The organism is Pseudoalteromonas citrea (assembly GCF_000238375.3).
In the GTDB taxonomy this organism is placed as follows: Bacteria; Pseudomonadota; Gammaproteobacteria; order Enterobacterales; family Alteromonadaceae; genus Pseudoalteromonas; species Pseudoalteromonas citrea.
In genome coordinates this window covers 280623-299468 of record NZ_AHBZ03000012.1, presented here as the reverse complement: position 1 = coordinate 299468, position 18846 = coordinate 280623, and the positions used below count along the sequence as shown (strand labels likewise).

The window sequence follows — 18846 nt, the reverse complement described above, 5'->3', positions numbered from 1 at the left end:
TAATGAAAGAGTCTGTATATCGTAAGTTAGAGACCTTGGCAGAGCGTTATGAAGAAGTTCAGGCAATGTTGAGTGATCCAAGTATTATTAGCGATCAAAATCGTTTCCGTACATTGTCGAAAGAATATTCTGAATTAGAAGACGTTGTTAAAACGTTTGCATCATATCAACAAGCGCAAGATGATGTTGCTACAGCAGAGGAAATGTTAAAAGATTCAGATCCTGATATGCGCGAAATGGCACAGGAAGAGTATAAAGAAGCAAAAGCCTCAATTGTGCAATTAGAGGATGATCTGCAAGTACTTATGCTACCTAAAGATCCAAAAGACAACAACAATGTGTTTTTAGAAGTCCGTGCCGGTACGGGTGGTGATGAAGCAGCTATTTTTGCTGGTGATTTATTCCGTATGTATAGCCGTTATGCTGAAACACAAAAGTGGAAAATAGAAATCGTCAGCGTGAACGAAGGTGAACATGGCGGATATCGAGAAGTCATTGCTAATATCAGTGGTGACGGTGTTTACGGGAAATTGAAATTTGAGTCTGGTGCACACCGCGTACAACGAGTACCAGAAACAGAATCTCAAGGCCGCGTACATACTTCTGCATGTACCGTTGCTGTAATGGCGGAAGTGCCAGAGGCTGAAGCTATTCAAATAAATAGCGCCGATCTAAAAGTTGATACTTTCCGTGCCTCTGGTGCCGGTGGTCAGCACGTCAACAAAACAGATTCTGCGATTCGAATCACTCACTTGCCAACAGGCGTGGTTGTTGAGTGCCAGGATGAACGCTCTCAGCATAAAAACCGTGCTAAAGCGATGTCCGTACTCGGCGCGCGCTTACAACAAGCGGAAGATGAAAAGCGTCAAGCGGCAGAAGCATCAGAGCGCCGTAACTTAGTCGGTAGTGGAGACCGTTCAGAACGAATTCGAACGTATAATTATCCGCAGGGCCGTATTACCGATCACCGCATTAACCTTACATTGTATCGCTTGAATGAAATTGTAGCCGGTGAACTAGGTGCAATTGTTGATCCTTTATTATTAGAACACCAAGCAGATTTACTTGCTGCGATGGGTGATGATTAACAGTGAGCTCTTTGACTGTTGCCCAAGCAATTGCTTGGGCCTCTTCTGAATTTTCTGCAACTTCTGATTCGGCTAAGCTTGATGCAGAGGTCTTACTCCTTCATATTTTAAGTAAACCACGCAGTTATTTATTTGCTTGGCCTGATGCACAATTGCGTGATGAACAATATACACAGTTTAAAACGTTTGTATCTCGTCGAATAAATGGCGAACCTGTTGCTCATATAATTAAAGAGCGAGAGTTTTGGAGTTTACCGCTTGAGGTAAACAACAGTACTTTGATCCCAAGGCCCGACACTGAGACTTTGGTGGAACATGCATTATCCCTTGAGCTTAATAATAACGCGACAGTGCTTGATTTAGGCACTGGTACTGGGGCAATTGCACTCGCATTGGCGTCTGAAATGCCTAATTGGCAAGTGACGGCATTAGATTTTTCAGTTGATGCGGTGGCGCTTGCGCAAAGAAATCAAGAAAAACTGGCTATTCACAATGTGACTATCAAGCAAAGTAATTGGTACCAGTCGGTTGCGAGTCAGCGTTTTGATCTGATCGTAAGTAATCCACCTTACATTGAAGAGCATGACGAGCATTTATCGCAAGGTGATGTGCGTTTTGAGCCTTTAAGCGCCTTGGTAGCAGCAGATGAAGGTATGTCTGATATTAAACATATTATCGATAAAGGGCGTGCGCACTTAAATCCAGGTGGATATTTATTGATAGAGCATGGATATCAGCAAGCTATTAAGTTGCAGCAGTATTTTGCACAAATGGCGTATACCAATATACTTACTATAAAAGATATGTCAGGCTGTGATCGTGTTACTTTAGCAATGTGGCCTGAGTAATACTTCTCACCGAATAACAGTTGTACGTTTAAAGGATCCGAACAATGGATGATTTTTTGTTTTCAGATGAGCCAACCGAAGTGGTCGAACAAGAAGCCAGTGGCACTTGGAAAGTCATTATTGTTGATGATGAACCAGAGGTTCATGCAGTAACAAAACTGGCCCTTAGTGATTTTGAGTTTCAAAAAAAGCGACTGGAGTTTTTAAGTGCTTATTCTGGGGAGGAAGCGAGGAAGGTTATCATAGATCATCCGGATGCCGCGATCGTATTACTCGATGTGGTCATGGAAACCGATGACGCCGGTTTACAGGTGGCGAAGTACATTCGTGAAACAGCAAAAAACAATCATATTCGAATTATTTTACGTACTGGGCAGCCCGGACAAGCGCCAGAAAGGCAAGTGATTGTTAACTACGATATTAATGATTACAAATCAAAAACAGAGCTGACAGCGCAAAAGCTATTTACGGTTGTTATGTCGAGTCTTCGCTCGTATCGCGATATTTTGGCGATAGAGCAATCACGTCAAGGCCTTGAAAAAATCATTTGTGCGTCACGTGATATATTTGCCACCCATTCAATCGAGCATTTCATTAAAGGCGTGATGCAACAATTAACGTCTTTGTTGGGCACGGTGGATGAAGCTATATATGCAACATCTTTGGTTGCCAGCAATGAGCCTCATCAGCAAAATGATCAGCTAATTGTGTTTACAGGACGTGGTGAGTTTGAAGAGTCTGAAGGTAAGCCTATTTCAGAAGTGCTTAAACCTGAGCAGCTTGAAGCGTGTAATCAGGCTTTAAAAGAAAAAGGGATCATCTACAAAGATAATTATCTTTTTGCATATTGTTCCAGTGAATATAATCATAGTTCGATGTTATTTATATCGGGAATTCCTGAGTTCTTAACAGATACACAAAAACATCTTATTAAAATATTCACGCAAAATGTACAATTGGCGTATGAAAATGTGCAGCTGCAAGCTGAAATCGAAGATACGCAACAAGAGTTAGTATATCGTTTAAGTGAAGCATTGGAGCAACGCTCAACTGAAACAGGCAATCATGTGAAAAGGGTTGCTTATATTTGTTATGCACTTGCCGAAGGCTATGGATTGAGCAATCGAGATGCTGAGTTAGTCAGAATGGCCTCTCCTTTGCACGATGTAGGTAAAGTGGGCATTCCTGATGCTATTTTGAATAAGCCAGCCAAATTGGCCGATGATGAATGGAAGGTTATGCAGTCTCACACTGATAAAGGGTTTCAGATATTGAAAGACTCCAGGCGTGAGATAGTTAATGCTGGAGCAATTATCGCAAGAGATCACCATGAAAAATGGGATGGAACCGGTTACCCAGTAGGTAAAAAGGGCGAAGATATTCATGTTTTCGGCCGTATTGTAGCACTTGCCGATGTATATGATGCGTTACGACACAAGCGTTGTTATAAAGAGCCTTGGGAAGTTGAGCGTGTCGTTACTGAAATAAGCAATCAAAAAGGGTTGCACTTTGACCCGAAATTAGTCGATGTATTTAACAATATCATTGATGATCTAGAAGCGATATTGGTTCGTTTTCCGGATTAAAACACCGTCAAAATATGAGGAATTATGGAATATATTGCATTAAAACATACGCACGTTATGTTTGTGGTACTGAGCATTTTATTATTTTTAGTTCGTTCAGGGTCTCGCTTAAGAACTGGAAAGTTAGCAGGTAATAAAGGGGTGTTTATTGCCAGCCATAGTATTGATACGTTATTAATAGTATCAGCCATTGCACTGGCAGTAATGGCCAGTTTAAACCCGATGCAACAACCTTGGCTGTTAGAGAAAATAATACTTGTTGCTGTATACATCGGTGCGGGTGTCATGAGCGCAAAAGCTCAAACAAAAATAGCACAAATAGGGGCTTTGATTATTGCGATTTTTACCTTATTGGCAATAGGGTATCTAGCAGCCTCTAAATCAAGTTTTTTACTTTAATTTCAACGTGCACAACTGGTATTTGACCATTTGTGCACTTCACCAACCACTTTAATAATCACCATACCACTTTTGAAATAATATAAGATACGCAAGGTTTGATGTTATTTACATGCTTGGGTCTTTTGTAAAAACTGGTAAACTAACCCTTCGATTTTAAAAAAACAGAATGAGAACATTCGGCAGTTATGACTGATACTTGGTTTGAACAACAAGAAATTACACAAGACTATGCACCGCAACAGACCTTGTTACGTTGTATTAGTGCTGAGCAGCACTGGGATGCTCAAGCACAATTGGAAATAAGTTATTGCCAATTGGCTGAACTAGAGTTATTGGTTGATCAGATCAGTCATAAAGAGACTGATTTACATGTGCGGGTAAGCGAGATACTAGATGCGTTTTATACACAGTGGTTATTCAGTGGCAGTGAGCAAAATGAACCTGAGCATTTATTAAATAGCGTATGTTATGTGCTCAATATGCGCAGTGGCTCACCAACCTCATTGTCGATTTTATTGTGCCACTTACTTGAGCGTGCAGGGTTTGTAGCAAACTTGGCGATGGAGCAAGGTGATGTAATGGTGCATATAAGCTTCAGTGAAGATGAAGGTTACATTGTTGAACCCTGTGGCGGTCAACAAACGTGGTATGTGATACCTGAGAATGAGCCTGAAAAACAAGAAGAACCCATGGAGATAGTTACGGGTGATGAAGCGTTTAAGCTGTATTTAGCGCAGCAGAAATGGGCGTTTATAGCTGCTGATAAGTTTGGCCATGCACTGAGCTGTGTCGAGTTATTAATGGATATGTTAGGGGATGACCCATACGAGCGTCGTGATAGAGGTTATTTATTGAATCAAATTAACTGTCCAACTATGGCTAAAGTGGATTTACAGTATTTTGTTGATGAATGTCCTGACGATCCAACCATTGATATTATAGAACATCAAATATCTGAGCTTGCAGATCATAGTCATGTTTTACATTAAATAATAATTATAATCAGTGAGGGTGTAATGCAAGAAGGAAGTGCGTTAGTTACAAACAATGCGGTCATATTAGGCCTGATCTCGGTAATACTAGGCTTCGTATTCTACACCTCACACTTAAAACATGGGTTTTGGGCGAAGTTTTACAAATACGTGCCAGCCTTATTAATGTGTTATTTTTTACCGTCATTATTAAATACCTTTGGTATTGTCGATGGCAATAATAATGACGTTTACAGTGTTGCTAAATACTTCCTGTTGCCGGCATGTTTGGTATTACTGACTCTGAGCATCGATCTTAAAGCAGTTTCAGAGCTCGGAGGGAAAGCGATTATTATGTTCCTGACGGGGACTGTGGGCGTAGTTATTGGTGGGCCTATCGCGCTTTTGCTTACCTCAGCAACCATGCCGGAGCTATTAGGCGGTGCAGGTCCAGACGCAGTTTGGCGTGGAATGGCCGCTCTTGCTGGAAGCTGGATCGGTGGCGGTGCCAATATGGTGGCCATGAAAGAGATTTATGGTGCCGGAGGTGAAATATTTACTATCATGGTGACGGTCGATATTGTAGTCGCAAATCTGTGGATGGCAGGGCTACTTTATATTGCCGGCCGACATAAAGAAATTGATGCACGTTCAGGTGCAGATACTTCCTCAATTGACCGACTCATTGATAAAGTTCAAAAATTTGAACAAGAGCATGCGCGTAAGCCCGAACAAAAAGATTTGATGCTCCTGATTGCTTTTGCATTTGGCGCCACAGGCCTTGCCCATTTTGCCGCTGATTTACTGGTGCCATTTTTTGTTGAACACTACCCAGGCCTCAAAAAGTTCTCATTGCATAGCAAGTTATTTTGGATAATTGTACTCGTGACGACCATTGGCTTAGCGTTATCATTTACGAAAGTACGTCAATATGAAGCGGTTGGCGCCTCTAAAATCGGCTCAAGTTTTTTATATATTTTGGTTGCAACCATAGGCTTGCATATGGATATTACCAAAATAGTTGAAGCCCCAAAATATGTTGTGATTGGCGTTATTTGGATGGCTGTACATATTGGGCTGCTATTTTTGGTGGCCAAAATTATTAAAGCACCTATTTTTTATGTCGCGGTGGGCAGTAAAGCAAACATCGGAGGTGCTGCGTCAGCACCGGTTGTTGCTTCGGCTTTTCATCCTGCACTCGCGCCAGTTGGTGTTTTACTGGCGGTATTAGGCTATGCGCTTGGTACCTATATGGCTTGGTTATGTGGGCAATTGCTGCGCATAATTGGCAATTAAGTTGGAATAACTATGAATACGCAATTAATTAATGTCGCCAAGGTAGAAGTGGCAAACGACAAACCATTTGTATTATTTGGTGGCATGAACGTACTTGAATCACGCGATTTAGCCATGAGAATCGCAGAGCACTATGCTGAAGTGACGACTAAATTAAGCATCCCGTATGTATTTAAAGCGTCTTTTGATAAGGCAAATCGCTCTTCAATTAACTCATATCGGGGGCCAGGCATGGAAGAAGGGCTGAAAATATTTGAGGAAATTAAACGTACCTTTAATGTTCCTTTGATCACAGATGTACACGAACCTCATCAAGCAGCCCCAGTTGCTGAAGTGGTTGATGTGATCCAGTTGCCAGCATTTTTAGCACGTCAAACTGACTTAGTTGTGGCGATGGCTAAAACGAATGCTGTCATTAATGTGAAAAAACCTCAGTTTTTAGCACCGCATGAAATGCGCCATATCATCAAGAAGCTGAATGAAGCAGGGAATGATAAAATTATTTTATGCGAGCGTGGCAGTAGCTTTGGTTATAACAACCTAGTGGTTGATATGCTAGGTATGGATGACATGAAGCAGATGGCACCTGTTATTTTTGATGCGACGCATGCACTACAACGTCCAGGTGGGCGTGAAGACTCTGCGGATGGTCGCCGAGCGCAAGCCGCTGAATTAGCACGAAGTGGCATGGCTTTAGGACTTGCTGGGTTGTTTATTGAAGCACACCCAAATCCAAATGAAGCGAAATGTGATGGCCCATGTGCACTTCCTTTGGCCAAGTTAGAAGGCTATTTACAGCAAATGAAAGCAGTGGATGAATTAGTAAAAAGCTTCCCTGCTTTAGATACTAGTGCAGCTGATTTATAATAATACTATGGCAGCCGTACAGGCTGTCATTTAATAAAGGCATCTAAGTCATGTCGAGACGACTCCCCCCACTAAATGCACTAAAAGCTTTTGAAGCTGCAGCTCGACATTTGAGCTTTACTAAGGCGGCAGAAGAATTATTCGTAACACAAGCTGCGGTTAGCCATCAAATAAAGATCTTGGAAGAGCATTTAGGCCTGAAGCTATTTTTACGCAAAAACCGGTCATTGTTACTTACTGAAGAAGGGCAAGGTTACTTCCTAGACATCAAAGAAATTTTCTCACAACTAATTGACTCAACTGAGAAGCTATTAGCACGTGGTGCAAAAGGGTCAATTACCGTGAGCTTAACGCCGAGCTTTGCGATCCAATGGCTGGTGCCACGACTCAGTAAATTTAATGAGTTGCATCCAGAGATTGATGTACGTATAAAAGCCCAAGATCACGATGAGAACTCCTTAACCGATGATGTTGATGTCGCTATTTATTATGGTCGCGGTCACTGGAGTGGGGTACAAACTCATAAGTTACATACTGAATATTTAGTACCTTTGTGTAGCCCTCTGCTGTTGAGTGGACCACGACCGTTAGATCAGCCGAGTGATTTAGAACACCATACTTTATTACATGATATGACTCGTAGGGCATGGAAAGCGTGGACTAAAACTGCGGGAGTTCGTAATGTTCAAGTAAATCAAGGCCCGATATTTAGTCACTCGTCCATGGTGTTACAAGCCGCCGTACATGGTCAGGGGGTCGCGCTGGGCAACAGTGTGCTAGCGAAGCCTGATTTGGATGCAGGACGGTTAATTATTCCGTTTAGCCATAGTTTAGAAAGTAAAAATGCGTATTATTTGGTGTTACGAGAATCGCAATCTGAACTTGGGAAAATCGTGTCATTTAAGGATTGGATGTTAAGTATGGTTGAACAGGAGCAACTTGCATGATCACATGGTTTAAACCAAAACAGCCAATTGCACAGCTTATTTTTGCTCATGGTGCGGGGGCAGGCTCGGATTCTGATTTTATGCAGGCGATGGCTAAGCTACTCAGTGAGCTGAATATTCAAGTTGGCCTATTTGATTTTGAATATATGCAGTTAGCTAAGCAACTAGACAAGCGCAGGCCGCCAGATAGAGCGCCTAAACTACTCGCCTATTACCAGCAAATGCTCATGAATGTTGAGCCTGAATTGCCGATATTTATTGGTGGAAAGTCGATGGGAGGCAGGATGGCCTCGATGTTGGTGACGCAAACCGAGTTGCCTATCATGGGGGTTATTGCGATGGGCTACCCTTTTCATCCACCGGGTAAACCCGATAAATTAAGAACGGAGCATTTTGATAAAATAAACTGTCCGTTTTTGATTTTACAAGGAGAGCGAGACACATTTGGTAATGAGCAAGAAGTGATGTCCTTGTCGTTAGAAACACCGATTCGACTGTGTTGGCTAGCTGATGGCGATCATTCACTAAAACCCCGTAAGAAAAGTGGTTTTACTGAAGCTGGACATAGACAGCAAGCTGCGCAGCAAGCCGCTAATTTTATATTAGAGGTGGTAAATGGTTAAACTCTATTTGTTATTGGGCAGTGCTTTTTGCATGTTCTCAGTCATACTCGGGGCATTTGCAGCTCATGGACTAAAGCGGCATGTGAGTGAGTATGCCATTAGTATATTTAAAACTGCGGCAGAATATCAAATGAGCCATGGTTTAGCGCTGATTGTGGTCGCAGTGCTGATACGTTGGGGCATAAATGTGTCAGCCGCTGGTTGGTTATTTACTGTAGGCATAGTATTATTCAGCGGAAGTTTGTACTTACTAGCGCTAACCGGTTTGAAATGGCTAGGCCCAATCACTCCGATTGGCGGAGTCTGTCTGATAGCAGGTTGGTCTGTTTTATTATATAAAATTGCTAAGCATTCATTTTAAAGAGAGCGCAGATGTCGAGTGTCGTTATTTATTGTCGTAGTGGGTTTGAAAGTGATGCCGCTGCAGAAATTAACCATCATGCTGCTTTGCAAGCTGTTGCCGGCTATGTAAAAGCGAAACCCAATACCGGTTTTGTGATCTTTGAGTGTTTTGATCCACAACAGGCAGAGTTGTTGGTAAAAAAAGTAGATTTCAAAAGCTTAGTGTTTGCTAGACAGTGGTTTACTGGGGTGTTATTAAGCAACATGCCCGTTGAAGATCGGGTGAGTGAAATCAAAGCTGTGGTTGGTGACTTTCCGCTTTGTGGAGATTTAAGAGTTGAAACCCCCGATACCAATGAGGGAAAAGAGCTTTCTAAGTTTTGTAAAAAATTCTCAACGCCTTTGTCTAAAAGTTTAGAAAAACAGAATAAGTTAACGCGAGAGCATAAACCCACAAAGCCAGTGTTACACGTGTTGTTTTTAGCGAATGATACCGCGTATGTGGGGTATTCTTTCAGTACCAATAATTCGCCATTTTTTATGGGGATCCCGCGTTTACGTATGCCCAGTGATGCACCGAGTCGTTCAACGTTGAAATTAGACGAGGCGTTTAATGTATTTGTTGGAAAAACGGACGTAGCAGGGCGTGTTGAACCGGGCATGAAAGCGGTTGATTTAGGCGCGTGCCCTGGAGGTTGGACATATCAATTAGTGCGTCGTGGTATGTTTGTGACTGCGATTGATAATGGGCCTATGAATGAAGCTTTAATGGAGTCAGGTCAAGTTAAGCACCATACAGTTGACGGTTTTAAATACTTACCGGAAAAGAAAAATGTCACTTGGTTAGTCTGCGATATGATCGAAAAGCCGTTAAAAGTTGCAAACCTGATGTTGGATTGGATTGTTAATGGTTATGCGAAAGAGCTAATATTTAACCTTAAACTCCCTATGAAGAAGCGTTTTGATACAGTGTATGAGTGTTTAACGTTAATTCATGAAGAGCTGGAAGAGTATGATGTTGATTATCGTTTACAAGCAAAGCATTTATACCATGATAGAGAAGAAGTGACTGTCCATATCCAAGTTAAAAAGTTGGGTAAAAAATAACGATTAAAAAAGGACCTGAGGTCCTTTTTTAATGCGCGAGCTGTGTGATTAGTTAACCTTTTCCATCTCCAAACAGCTTGCGTAATAGGTTGTGGTTGCCGGCCAATCACTGAATACCCCGATCACGCCTACTTGTTGCGCAAGTACATCGAGTAACACCAGTGCATCATCATCGCTATTAACCGCATCGGTAATAGATTGATAATACCAACCGCCACCACTTTCCAATGGTGCTGAACGTTCTAAAGTCCACGTGATAATTTTTAATCCTGCTTGTTTTGCTGCGATGGCGTATGGTGATGGCACAATCTGGTTTTGAGCATCTAAAGCAACGAGCACCCAAAGTGGTGGAGCAATGATCTGAACCCCTTCGTCAACCAATTGTGCCATGCTAGGTTGCCAAGTTTGTTCACTGTGCGGATTAAAACCGGGAGTACTGTAGCGACCATCGAGGTAGACTGCTTGTGTTGCAAATTGTGGTGCACTACTTAGCCAATACCTGATGTCGGCTAAGTTAAATGATTGGGGAAAAACTTTAGCTGGTGCAATGTCCATTTCTTCATATTCATCCAGCATTTTTTGTGCATACATTGCTTGAGACATACCATCAAATGGCATTTGTACACTGGCTGACTTAAGCTCAGGGGTCATTTTTACGTTTAATGATTCAAACAAAGCAATGCTTTCTTTATGTGTTAATAGTGTTCCCTTCGTAGCATAAAGATCCGTTCGCCAATTGGCGGTGCCATTTTGATAATCAGTGACGTTTGTAGCCTGAGGGTTGGCGCTGTCCATCTTTGCGCTAAGCTGTTTAAATTCAGTCAATGTAATATCTGAGGTGCAACACTTTGCTGATGCCGGTACTTGTTGTGCTGGGTCTGCGGGTGTAAAGGGTTCGCTACACTTATTGGCAAGCTCAGGAATACTTAAAATATTCGTGGTGGTATGTAAATCGCATTGCGAGTGGCGACAAACAAGGGCCTTATCTTTGGTAAAGGTAACATCACATTCAAGGATACCAGCGCCCATTTTGGCCGCTGCAACATAAGACTCTTTGGTGTGCTCAGGGTATTGCATAGGTGCGCCGCGATGGCCAATTGAAAAATCAGTTTTATAAAAAGGTCCATTCTGACATGCTACGAGTCTGTCTTTTAATGCCCCGTCTTCGAGTTGGTTCACTAAAAACTGAGGTCGAGTGCCAACTTGTATCGCGTTTAACAATGCGGCTGGTTCTGTGGTTAGATTGCTATCTTTATTGTTTGTGGTTGTCACTTTATCACTCGTGATTTCTGAGTCGCTAGAACAGCCACTAATGAGTAGGACTCCGAGGATCAAAAAGCATTTAGTGTTCATTATTGTTATTCACTTTTAAAGTTAAGCCTATAGTTTATCTTCATAAATTATAGGCTTAACGTGACAAACACGTGACAAACACGTGACATATTGATTTGATTGGGGCTAATCTACTTACGCACGATAGTTTACTCTGTAATTTTCGACCCACAGCTTGGTCGCACCACATACAGCCACTGGCATAACAATCAAGTTAATAAAAGGGAGCGATGTTAATATAAATACAGCAAAGCCAAAGCCGTAAGACAGGCCTTGCTTAGCCTTTAAGTCAGCTTTCATCTGTTTAAAGTGGATTTTATGGTTATCAAAAGGATAATCATTATATTGGACGTTATACATCCAGCAGGTGAATAATATCCATAGAATTTGACCAAAAATGGGCAGTACCCATAGCAAGATAAAAAACCCAAGCGCTCTAGGTATATAGTAACAAAGCTTAGTCCATTCACGTGCAAACATGCGGGGTACATCTTTTAATGTATCGCCGAGGCTATCATCGTTTATTGGTTGATCCGTCAAGTAAAGCTCAACTTTTTCACTTAATAAACCATTGAAAGGTGCGGCAATAAAGTTTGTTATCACAGTAAAAATCATGGAGTAACTAAACAGTATGACTAAAACTGCAACGGGCCACATTAACCACTCTAGCCAACTCAGCCAGCTTGGTAGAAGTGTATTCAGGTAATCAAAGCCTTGTACAAGCCAATCGTATAAGAAAAATAATGAGCTACCGAAAAGTAAAATATTTATAACAAGTGGTATAAAGACGAAGCGCTTTAACCCTTTTTGCGTAATTAATGAAAAGCCAGAAAAAAAGTATTCCATACCTTGGGCTAACTGCACGCGGCACCTCAATGAATGTTGTTTGGTCTATTTAATGCCTTAGTATATCTTACTAATTTGGCTAAGTAAGCCTTATTACGTAACAAACTATTGCAAAATGCCATGTTTATAAAGCGCTATGGTTAATGTAATTCAATGATATTAATGATTTTATTTTTAAGGTTCGCTCGAGGTTAAGAATGTTAGGATGCTTGGTATAGATTTTTTTGATAAATACGGTCTTGTTTAATCAGTATGATGCCCATACACTAAGATAGGAACTTAAGTGGGTCTATGTTTGAATTTGGAGTGTTGCGAACGTGCTGTTTTCTAGGTGGCTAATTACATCTTGGCTTTGTGTTTTGTTATTATTAATAACAAGTGCACAGCCTAGTTATGCCTCTTCAGAAGCGAATTATCAGCAGCATACTCTCTCGTTTGACGATACAAACCCCTTAGAATTTGATCCTCAAGATTTTCTTGCCACAGCGCAGCTAAAAGGCAGGCAGCAAGCTTATTTTGATATTAAAGATGATAATCGTGTTTTCTTTATCCTCCATATCCACTATCACAAAGCGATCCGTGCTCCTCCTGTTATTTAAGTTTTAAACACACTTTATTTTTGTCGTTAGCTTAATTTATTGACAGGAGACATTATGTCTACTTATACCCCAGTACTTACTGAAAAACTATCTGAATATCCTATACCAGAGTTATGGCGCAGAGGAACATCTGGTTTAACGCTAGAAAGTGCAGCATATGATGCGATGCATGGTTTTGATTTGACTCCTCCAGACATTATTGACGGAAATACTACGTTAAACGATGCACTCCTTATACTTAATAAAATGCATATGAGAACTTGCTTTGTGGTTAATGAAAACAATGTATTTCAAGGAATAATCTCAAAAGCACGACTCTCCAGTAGTTATGTACTAAAAGTTGCAGCAAAGTTAGGACTAAAACGTGAGGATTTAATGGTTTCAGATGTCATGATCACGCTTGCACAATTACATACGGTACCGCGCAATATGGTTGAACACTCATATGTTGGTGATATTTTACAAACTATGCAAAGTGCCGGTCATGAATTTCTATTAGTGATGGATAAACCAAATAATGTGCTGTGTGGATTTTTTGATTTGATCAGTTTAGCAAAGCAAGTAGCGTGTCCGATACGCCAAGCAAAATTGGCAGGAACATTTAGTGAAATTTTTGACTCTCTGTGGCATCACAGTGAGATATAACCTATTTCAGACCGTGGGGCCTTGATGTACCACATAGTTTGATTTCCAAAAGTAATGTAAATTAAAGAAAAGCAAGGCGCCAAAAGGCGCCTTTTTCATGGTTTTAAGTGAATCGATAGCATAATATTCCATCTTCTTACATACCAAAAGAATAGGGGGGTTTTGAGAGCTAAAAAGGTTAATAGAGTAAACCAGAACCAGCCAACATCCACCATAAGTAAGTTAAAGCTAAGTTGTTTATTAGCAAAATGGAAGCCAACCACCATAAGGGAAATACTCAAAGCAATAAGGTCATGTGTTAAAATTTTGATGAGATCTCGGCGTGAAAACGCAGGATTTAGCACTCCATAAGCGAATACTAATACAATAAGATTAAGCGTGACGACGATTAATTCAATACCCATGTAACGAAAACCCTTCACAAATTATGTCAGAATCAATAAAGAATATCGGCTTAGGTTGCCATAACTTTAGAGAAAGGTTTACATAGTTCTACAGAATGCATTGGCGTCGATATATTTACCTATAGAATAATAATATCTAGAGTGTGATTTTTAACCTTGATTTGTTTTTTTATATTTATTGTAATAATGTGCTGGTTATTGATTTTGTTTTTCTAAGTTTATTTCTTATAAATTCATAATTTGATTGTTTTTATTTTGCTGTAAAGGTTAATTATTGCTTTATATAAATTATTTTGTAATAAAACATAATATTTACATATATGTTTTTTTTGTGTAGTTTTACTCTTATCGGACCAGAAACAAGTTCATTGTGGGCTTGTGGAAAAAGAAAAGGCAATCACATGGGAAAAGCTGCGCGAATGGCAACAATTATCACTGCACAGCAAACAATCAAAGAGCAGAGTAACCTTTATTATTTACGTAGTATTTTACTGATGTTAGATGTTGAAAATGTGTATTTGAAAAACTTTGAATTTATAGTCGAACAAGCTGGGTATGATGCGACTGAGCTGGTTACTTTTATTGATATGGCAACGGTGAAGTGGACGGAATATATTCCGACGAACATTAGTACGCTTGCAAAAAAAAGGCCCATTGTTTTGATGAATGTCAGAGAAGGGGCTGTATCAGAAAGAAGTGCATTGTTAGCTGGAATTAAAGGCATTATATATGAAACTGATAAGCCAGACGTTCAGTTAAAGAGTATCAGGTCGATACTTGACGGTGAGCTATGGTTTCGTCGTAGTATCATCAGTAGTACCTTTTCAGAATTATTGAGTGAGCATATACAAACTAAAAATATTACGCCGCAAGCTGAAATGGATGAATCAACCTATAATCTAACGAAGCGTGAAAAAACCATTATTAAGTTAATCGCCGAAGGAGCTCAGAATAAAGAAATCGCCAGCCGGTTACACATCAGTGACCATACAGTGAAGACCCACCTATATAGTGCATTTAAAAAAACCAAATCACGTAATCGCATCGAGTTATTAAACTGGGCTAGACAGTTTTTCCCCGATGCATTAACGCGATACCATACTAATTAAGTGGTTACTTGAGGAGACCAAATCCCCTTTTTAATACCACTTTTTATTAAATTGACTAATGCTTTCTCGATGGCTTGCTTTACACAAATATGCATCGGCTCATTATTTGTGTAGCCTGCCTCAGCTTCAGCGAGTCGTTTGTAGCTGACAAAGCGAAAGAAACCAGCTCTTACTTCGTGGCTCAAAATGGTTTTTGTGGTAGCAACGGAAGTTAATACAACCCCCGTTCTTACATCTACTGCACGCATATAGATTGAGATAACATCTTCTCGATAAAGTTCTGAAGTACTTATCCCAAAATACTCCGCACCAAGCCCGCCCGTTTTGGTATTGGAGTCATAGCTGATGATACCGCCTTCTATCAATATCTTAGCAGTTTTGAGTGGGGGTAGTTTGTTCGTTTTCCCGTTATTAGTATCTTGTGCTGCCCGAATGATTTTTCGTTCTGTAAGAATGTTTTGCAGCCCTTCTCTCTCAACAGGGATAAACCAGTCTGTTTCGTTTAATGCTTGAACAAGAATCGCGGATGCCCCTTGAGTGACTGCGGTTGAAAATGAACTTACATTGGCAATAGGTTTATATTGGCCTGTTTGGTCTCTAAACGAATAGACTGAGACTGGAATACTCCCCATAGGAGGAGGTAAAGTTTGTAATTCTGAAAAGGTATCAGTTTGTTCTAATGTTTGAGCAATTTTAATATCAGGAGGCAGAACCTGAGTTAAGTTCGAGCAGCCTGCGGTTGCCCCTAATAATAAAGCTATTAATATTGTTTTTATTGTCTGCTTTTTCATGGCGTAAACCTCGGTACTTCTATGGTCGTGATCTCACCATTTATGAGGTTGGTGATTTGTACTGTGATGCTGTCTGAATTACTGGTGATCATTTTAATCTCATAGTCGCCACTAACAAATGTTGAGTCTTGGCCAAATACATTGTCAGTTGGATCTTCACCAAAAGCTAAATCTGTGAGTTCACGTACGATTTTATTTATATATGAACGCTCTAGAGATTCTTGAAGTCGTTCTGCATAGGTTTTTTCTACCGTATGCGCTTTGTGTTTGTTTTGTGATTGTGCTTTGTTGAGTAGCATGCTTGCGTTAAGCGGGCTACCGCCAAAACTTGGATTAATGGGTGTATAAACAAGCTCACTCGCGAGCAATAATGAAGGACTAAAAAAGGCAGTTAATATTATTGTTTTTTTCATGTTAAAGACCACTGAGAGCCATATCCTGGCTGAATTCGCTAAAGTTATTTGAGGCGATAAGATTGACGAGTGTTATGGCTGCTTGCTCGACTTGTTCATCAATAGGTTTAAGGCGTCTACCCATGAATGTTTTATAAACGACGGAATTATTGATCTCTACAGTTAGCACAGTGCCAGCACGCGGTATTAAAGTTTCTTTAATTACTACACTAGCACCGGATGTATTAGGAATGTCTTGCCATAACATACTTAACTGGGAGTAAAACTCATAACCGGATCGGCTGATGCTTTGGTCAAGCAAAAAGCCACCAATCTCCTCCTTGGCATGCAATGGGCTGGTGATAATACATATTATGAAAAAGAAATGTTTCAGTACAGCATTCATAATGACCACTTTTATTATTAGAAAAGCAGTGTGAAGTTTTCACACTGCTTAGTCATAGTAAAGTTACTTTTGCGTAATGGTTGTGGTATTGAAATCACCCACTTGAGTAACTGAAACATCACCATTAAGTTGCGACATACCGCCTTCAACTAAGTTACCAGTACCTGTTTGGCTGATTGTTAGACTCAAATCATTACCGGCTAATAAGAAAGCGCCATTATCGATACCAGCCACAACGTTCATGTCACCGACTTGCGCAATGTCTACGCTATTACCGGTGCCTTCAAGCATGAGATCTAACGCATTCAGGTTACCAACTTGGCTTGTCACAATTGAATTATCATTGCTAGGAACGACACTGCTTAAGGTAATACTCGTGTCATTGTCACTGCCAATTTGTGAAAGTTGAATGCTATTTGACGATGTTTCTAAAGAGGTGTCAGGGTAAGAGGTTTGAATTGTTGCATGATTACCAGTGCCAGCAATTTGAATGGTTTGGAAGTTATTGTCAGAACCATTAAAGTTAGCGATATGCGTATTGTTGTCTTGCTCTTCTTGAATTGCAGAGAATGTATTGTTATCTCCAGCAACCCCTAAATACGCTGCATTATCGTTACCACTTTGCGTGACATTCAATTCATTATCATTGCCTTGAACATCGAATTGCAGTTGATTACTTAGGCCTGTTTGGTCGGCGGATACTTTGTTATCATTTCCGGCGAACAAACCACTTGTTATGCTATTCGTATCACCATTTTGCTCTAAATATAGGTTATTGTCGTTGCCTCTAACACCAGCGGCGAGTTCTATGGTGTTTTCGTTACCAACTTGGCTTGCTCTGATATCATTCTCATCGCCAGTAATATCAATGCTGGTGAGTTTATTGTCATTACCGCGCTGTTCTATAGAAATACTCTGATCTAGGCCGAAAATACCCGATACTTCAACGCCATTGTTATTACCAATTTGCTCTACTTTGATGTCGTTATCATCACCTGATAATGCATCAATGGTCAGGCGGTTTCTGTCACCGACTTGTTCGAAGTCAATTTCATTTTCTTCGCCCTGTAGCGATTCAATCGTCGCTATATTCCAAAAGCCATCTTGCTCAACATCAATTTCGTTGTCATCGCCTACGATGCTATTTAGGTGAACTTCACCCCACTCTCCATTTTGGACAACGTTTATTTCATTTTCATTGCCTTGCAAGTCTCTTATGAATGTCCATTGGCCGCCGTCGCCTTGCTCTATGCTAATAAGGTTGTCATCACCATTAATAGTGGTTATCACTTGACTGCCAATATTACCTAAACCCGCAGCACCTCCTTGCGTAATAGCAAGCATGTTAGCGCCACCCGCGATTTCAATTTGAGTCTTAGCGTCACTGCCATTTTGATTATTAGCAATATGGTTACTGCTACCTTTTACGCTGATTGTTTGTAAGTTATTGTCACCAGCCTGTACAGAGCTTAATTGGTTGTCATCACCTTCAACGGCTAACTGAGCACCATTAATGTTACCTGTTTGTTCTACCGTTGCGTTGTTACCACTGGCTGGGTTAATTGATTTTTGTGAGATCTCGACTTTGTTTTGCTGTGCATTTGCCATAAAGTCAGAAGTAATTGAATAACTAGTGTCTTTTGAGTCAGCGTTATTTGCTATCGCTACGTTGCCATAACCTAGCGCCAATGCAACGGCACATGTAATGAGAGATTTTTTTAGCATGGTAATATCCTGTTCTATATTGAATTATTTTGTAACGCTGACATCTACGACCATATCATTACCCTGCTGATGAATAATGAATGACTGTTGCCCTAATTGCGTTAAGTTGACGATGTTGGCATTACCTTCTTGAATGATCACAGCTGAGTTATAACTGCCTTGTTGCAAGAGGTTGATGCGGTTGTTTGAGCCCAATTGTGTAATGTCGGCAAGGTTACCTGTGCCGAGCTGTTGTACGTTAATTGAGTTCAATTCGTCGTTAGATTGAAATATTGTTGCTTTATTAAATGTACCGATTTGGTTAACTAAAGCATGGGTGTTGATATGTTGTGCTTTAGATACAAAAGACGGATGTATACTGATAGATAGTGGAGATTCTTTTAAGTCATAGTCTTTGGCACTCATTTTTAACGATACACAAGATAATGCAATACACAATAAAGGAACAAAGCGTGACTTAGATAATGCTCGATTATTTTTTGTTGTGCTTTTGTATCTTGATGTAACCATTTTGTTTTCG

At 40.4% G+C, this 18846-nt stretch carries 22 protein-coding genes; 14 read left to right on the top strand and 8 right to left on the bottom strand.

Annotated elements, in window-relative coordinates; genetic code table 11:
* Window positions 1–2: 2 nt before the first annotated feature.
* The 11 genes from prfA (at window position 3) to rlmM (ending at window position 10077) form a co-directional block, all read left to right on the top strand.
* On the top strand, window positions 3–1088 hold the full coding sequence (gene prfA / locus PCIT_RS01485; protein WP_010361704.1) for a peptide chain release factor 1: 1086 nt from the start codon (window positions 3–5) through the stop codon (window positions 1086–1088).
* A 2-nt stretch (window positions 1089–1090) separates the two neighbouring features.
* Window positions 1091–1936 (top strand): peptide chain release factor N(5)-glutamine methyltransferase, encoded by an 846-nt coding sequence (prmC, locus tag PCIT_RS01480; protein ID WP_010361705.1) that lies wholly within the window; start codon window positions 1091–1093, stop codon window positions 1934–1936.
* Between the two features lie 44 nt (window positions 1937–1980).
* Window positions 1981–3522: a DUF3369 domain-containing protein gene (locus tag PCIT_RS01475; protein WP_010361706.1), complete on the top strand. Its 1542-nt coding sequence runs from the start codon at window positions 1981–1983 to the stop codon at window positions 3520–3522.
* Between the two features lie 24 nt (window positions 3523–3546).
* The gene (locus tag PCIT_RS01470) at window positions 3547–3921 is read left to right on the top strand and encodes a SirB2 family protein (RefSeq protein WP_010361707.1); all 375 of its coding nucleotides are present in this window, start codon (window positions 3547–3549) and stop codon (window positions 3919–3921) included.
* A 188-nt stretch (window positions 3922–4109) separates the two neighbouring features.
* Entirely contained in the window at window positions 4110–4913 is an 804-nt protein-coding gene (locus PCIT_RS01465) for a tetratricopeptide repeat protein (RefSeq protein WP_010361708.1), read from the top strand.
* A 27-nt stretch (window positions 4914–4940) separates the two neighbouring features.
* On the top strand, window positions 4941–6191 hold the full coding sequence (locus PCIT_RS01460; protein ID WP_010361709.1) for a DUF819 family protein: 1251 nt from the start codon (window positions 4941–4943) through the stop codon (window positions 6189–6191).
* A gap of 12 nt (window positions 6192–6203) precedes the next feature.
* On the top strand, window positions 6204–7058 hold the full coding sequence (gene kdsA, locus PCIT_RS01455; protein ID WP_010361710.1) for a 3-deoxy-8-phosphooctulonate synthase: 855 nt from the start codon (window positions 6204–6206) through the stop codon (window positions 7056–7058).
* A gap of 50 nt (window positions 7059–7108) precedes the next feature.
* Complete coding sequence (locus PCIT_RS01450; RefSeq protein WP_010361711.1) at window positions 7109–8005, top strand: transcriptional regulator GcvA; 897 nt, start codon at window positions 7109–7111, stop codon at window positions 8003–8005.
* Window positions 8002–8628, top strand: a complete 627-nt coding sequence (locus PCIT_RS01445) for an alpha/beta family hydrolase (protein WP_010361712.1) — start codon at window positions 8002–8004, stop codon at window positions 8626–8628. Before PCIT_RS01450 ends, PCIT_RS01445 begins: the two co-directional genes overlap by 4 nt.
* A complete protein-coding gene (locus PCIT_RS01440; protein ID WP_010361713.1) occupies window positions 8621–8989 on the top strand; it encodes a DUF423 domain-containing protein in 369 nt (122 codons plus the stop codon). Before PCIT_RS01445 ends, PCIT_RS01440 begins: the two co-directional genes overlap by 8 nt.
* Window positions 8990–9000: 11 nt before the next feature.
* Window positions 9001–10077, top strand: coding sequence for a 23S rRNA (cytidine(2498)-2'-O)-methyltransferase RlmM (gene rlmM / locus PCIT_RS01435; RefSeq protein ID WP_010361714.1), 1077 nt, complete (start codon window positions 9001–9003; stop codon window positions 10075–10077).
* 48 nt (window positions 10078–10125) lie between these two features.
* Here rlmM and PCIT_RS01430 read toward each other — a convergent pair whose 3' ends face one another.
* Together PCIT_RS01430 and cysZ are read right to left on the bottom strand one after the other, a co-directional pair.
* Window positions 10126–11430, bottom strand: coding sequence for a glycerophosphodiester phosphodiesterase family protein (locus tag PCIT_RS01430; RefSeq protein ID WP_010361715.1), 1305 nt, complete (start codon window positions 11428–11430; stop codon window positions 10126–10128).
* Between the two features lie 114 nt (window positions 11431–11544).
* Window positions 11545–12273 (bottom strand): sulfate transporter CysZ, encoded by a 729-nt coding sequence (gene cysZ / locus PCIT_RS01425; RefSeq protein ID WP_010361716.1) that lies wholly within the window; start codon window positions 12271–12273, stop codon window positions 11545–11547.
* 341 nt (window positions 12274–12614) lie between these two features.
* On the opposite strand from cysZ, the gene PCIT_RS01420 reads away from it, so the two are divergent.
* Both PCIT_RS01420 and PCIT_RS01415 read left to right on the top strand, forming a co-directional pair.
* Complete coding sequence (locus PCIT_RS01420) at window positions 12615–12854, top strand: hypothetical protein (RefSeq protein WP_040698188.1); 240 nt, start codon at window positions 12615–12617, stop codon at window positions 12852–12854.
* Between the two features lie 54 nt (window positions 12855–12908).
* Complete coding sequence (locus tag PCIT_RS01415) at window positions 12909–13499, top strand: CBS domain-containing protein (protein ID WP_010361718.1); 591 nt, start codon at window positions 12909–12911, stop codon at window positions 13497–13499.
* 95 nt (window positions 13500–13594) lie between these two features.
* On the opposite strand, the gene PCIT_RS01410 is transcribed toward PCIT_RS01415, so the two are convergent.
* Window positions 13595–13903, bottom strand: coding sequence for a hypothetical protein (locus tag PCIT_RS01410; protein WP_010361719.1), 309 nt, complete (start codon window positions 13901–13903; stop codon window positions 13595–13597).
* Between the two features lie 401 nt (window positions 13904–14304).
* On the opposite strand from PCIT_RS01410, the gene PCIT_RS01405 reads away from it, so the two are divergent.
* The gene (locus PCIT_RS01405; protein WP_010361720.1) at window positions 14305–15012 is read left to right on the top strand and encodes a helix-turn-helix transcriptional regulator; all 708 of its coding nucleotides are present in this window, start codon (window positions 14305–14307) and stop codon (window positions 15010–15012) included.
* Here PCIT_RS01405 and PCIT_RS01400 read toward each other — a convergent pair.
* The 5 genes from PCIT_RS01400 to PCIT_RS01380 all read right to left on the bottom strand — a co-directional run bounded on the left by PCIT_RS01400 (window position 15009) and on the right by PCIT_RS01380 (window position 18836).
* A complete protein-coding gene (locus tag PCIT_RS01400) occupies window positions 15009–15803 on the bottom strand; it encodes a CsgG/HfaB family protein (protein ID WP_010361721.1) in 795 nt (264 codons plus the stop codon). The genes PCIT_RS01405 and PCIT_RS01400 overlap by 4 nt on opposite strands.
* On the bottom strand, window positions 15800–16216 hold the full coding sequence (locus PCIT_RS01395) for a curli assembly protein CsgF (protein WP_010361722.1): 417 nt from the start codon (window positions 16214–16216) through the stop codon (window positions 15800–15802). The genes PCIT_RS01400 and PCIT_RS01395 overlap by 4 nt, the downstream gene beginning before the upstream one ends.
* A gap of 1 nt (window position 16217) precedes the next feature.
* Window positions 16218–16601 (bottom strand): CsgE family curli-type amyloid fiber assembly protein, encoded by a 384-nt coding sequence (locus tag PCIT_RS01390; RefSeq protein ID WP_010361723.1) that lies wholly within the window; start codon window positions 16599–16601, stop codon window positions 16218–16220.
* A gap of 63 nt (window positions 16602–16664) precedes the next feature.
* Complete coding sequence (locus PCIT_RS01385; protein WP_010361724.1) at window positions 16665–18326, bottom strand: major subunit of curlin, may bind calcium; 1662 nt, start codon at window positions 18324–18326, stop codon at window positions 16665–16667.
* 24 nt (window positions 18327–18350) lie between these two features.
* A complete protein-coding gene (locus PCIT_RS01380; RefSeq protein WP_157592898.1) occupies window positions 18351–18836 on the bottom strand; it encodes a curlin subunit CsgB in 486 nt (161 codons plus the stop codon).
* Window positions 18837–18846: the final 10 nt, after the last annotated feature.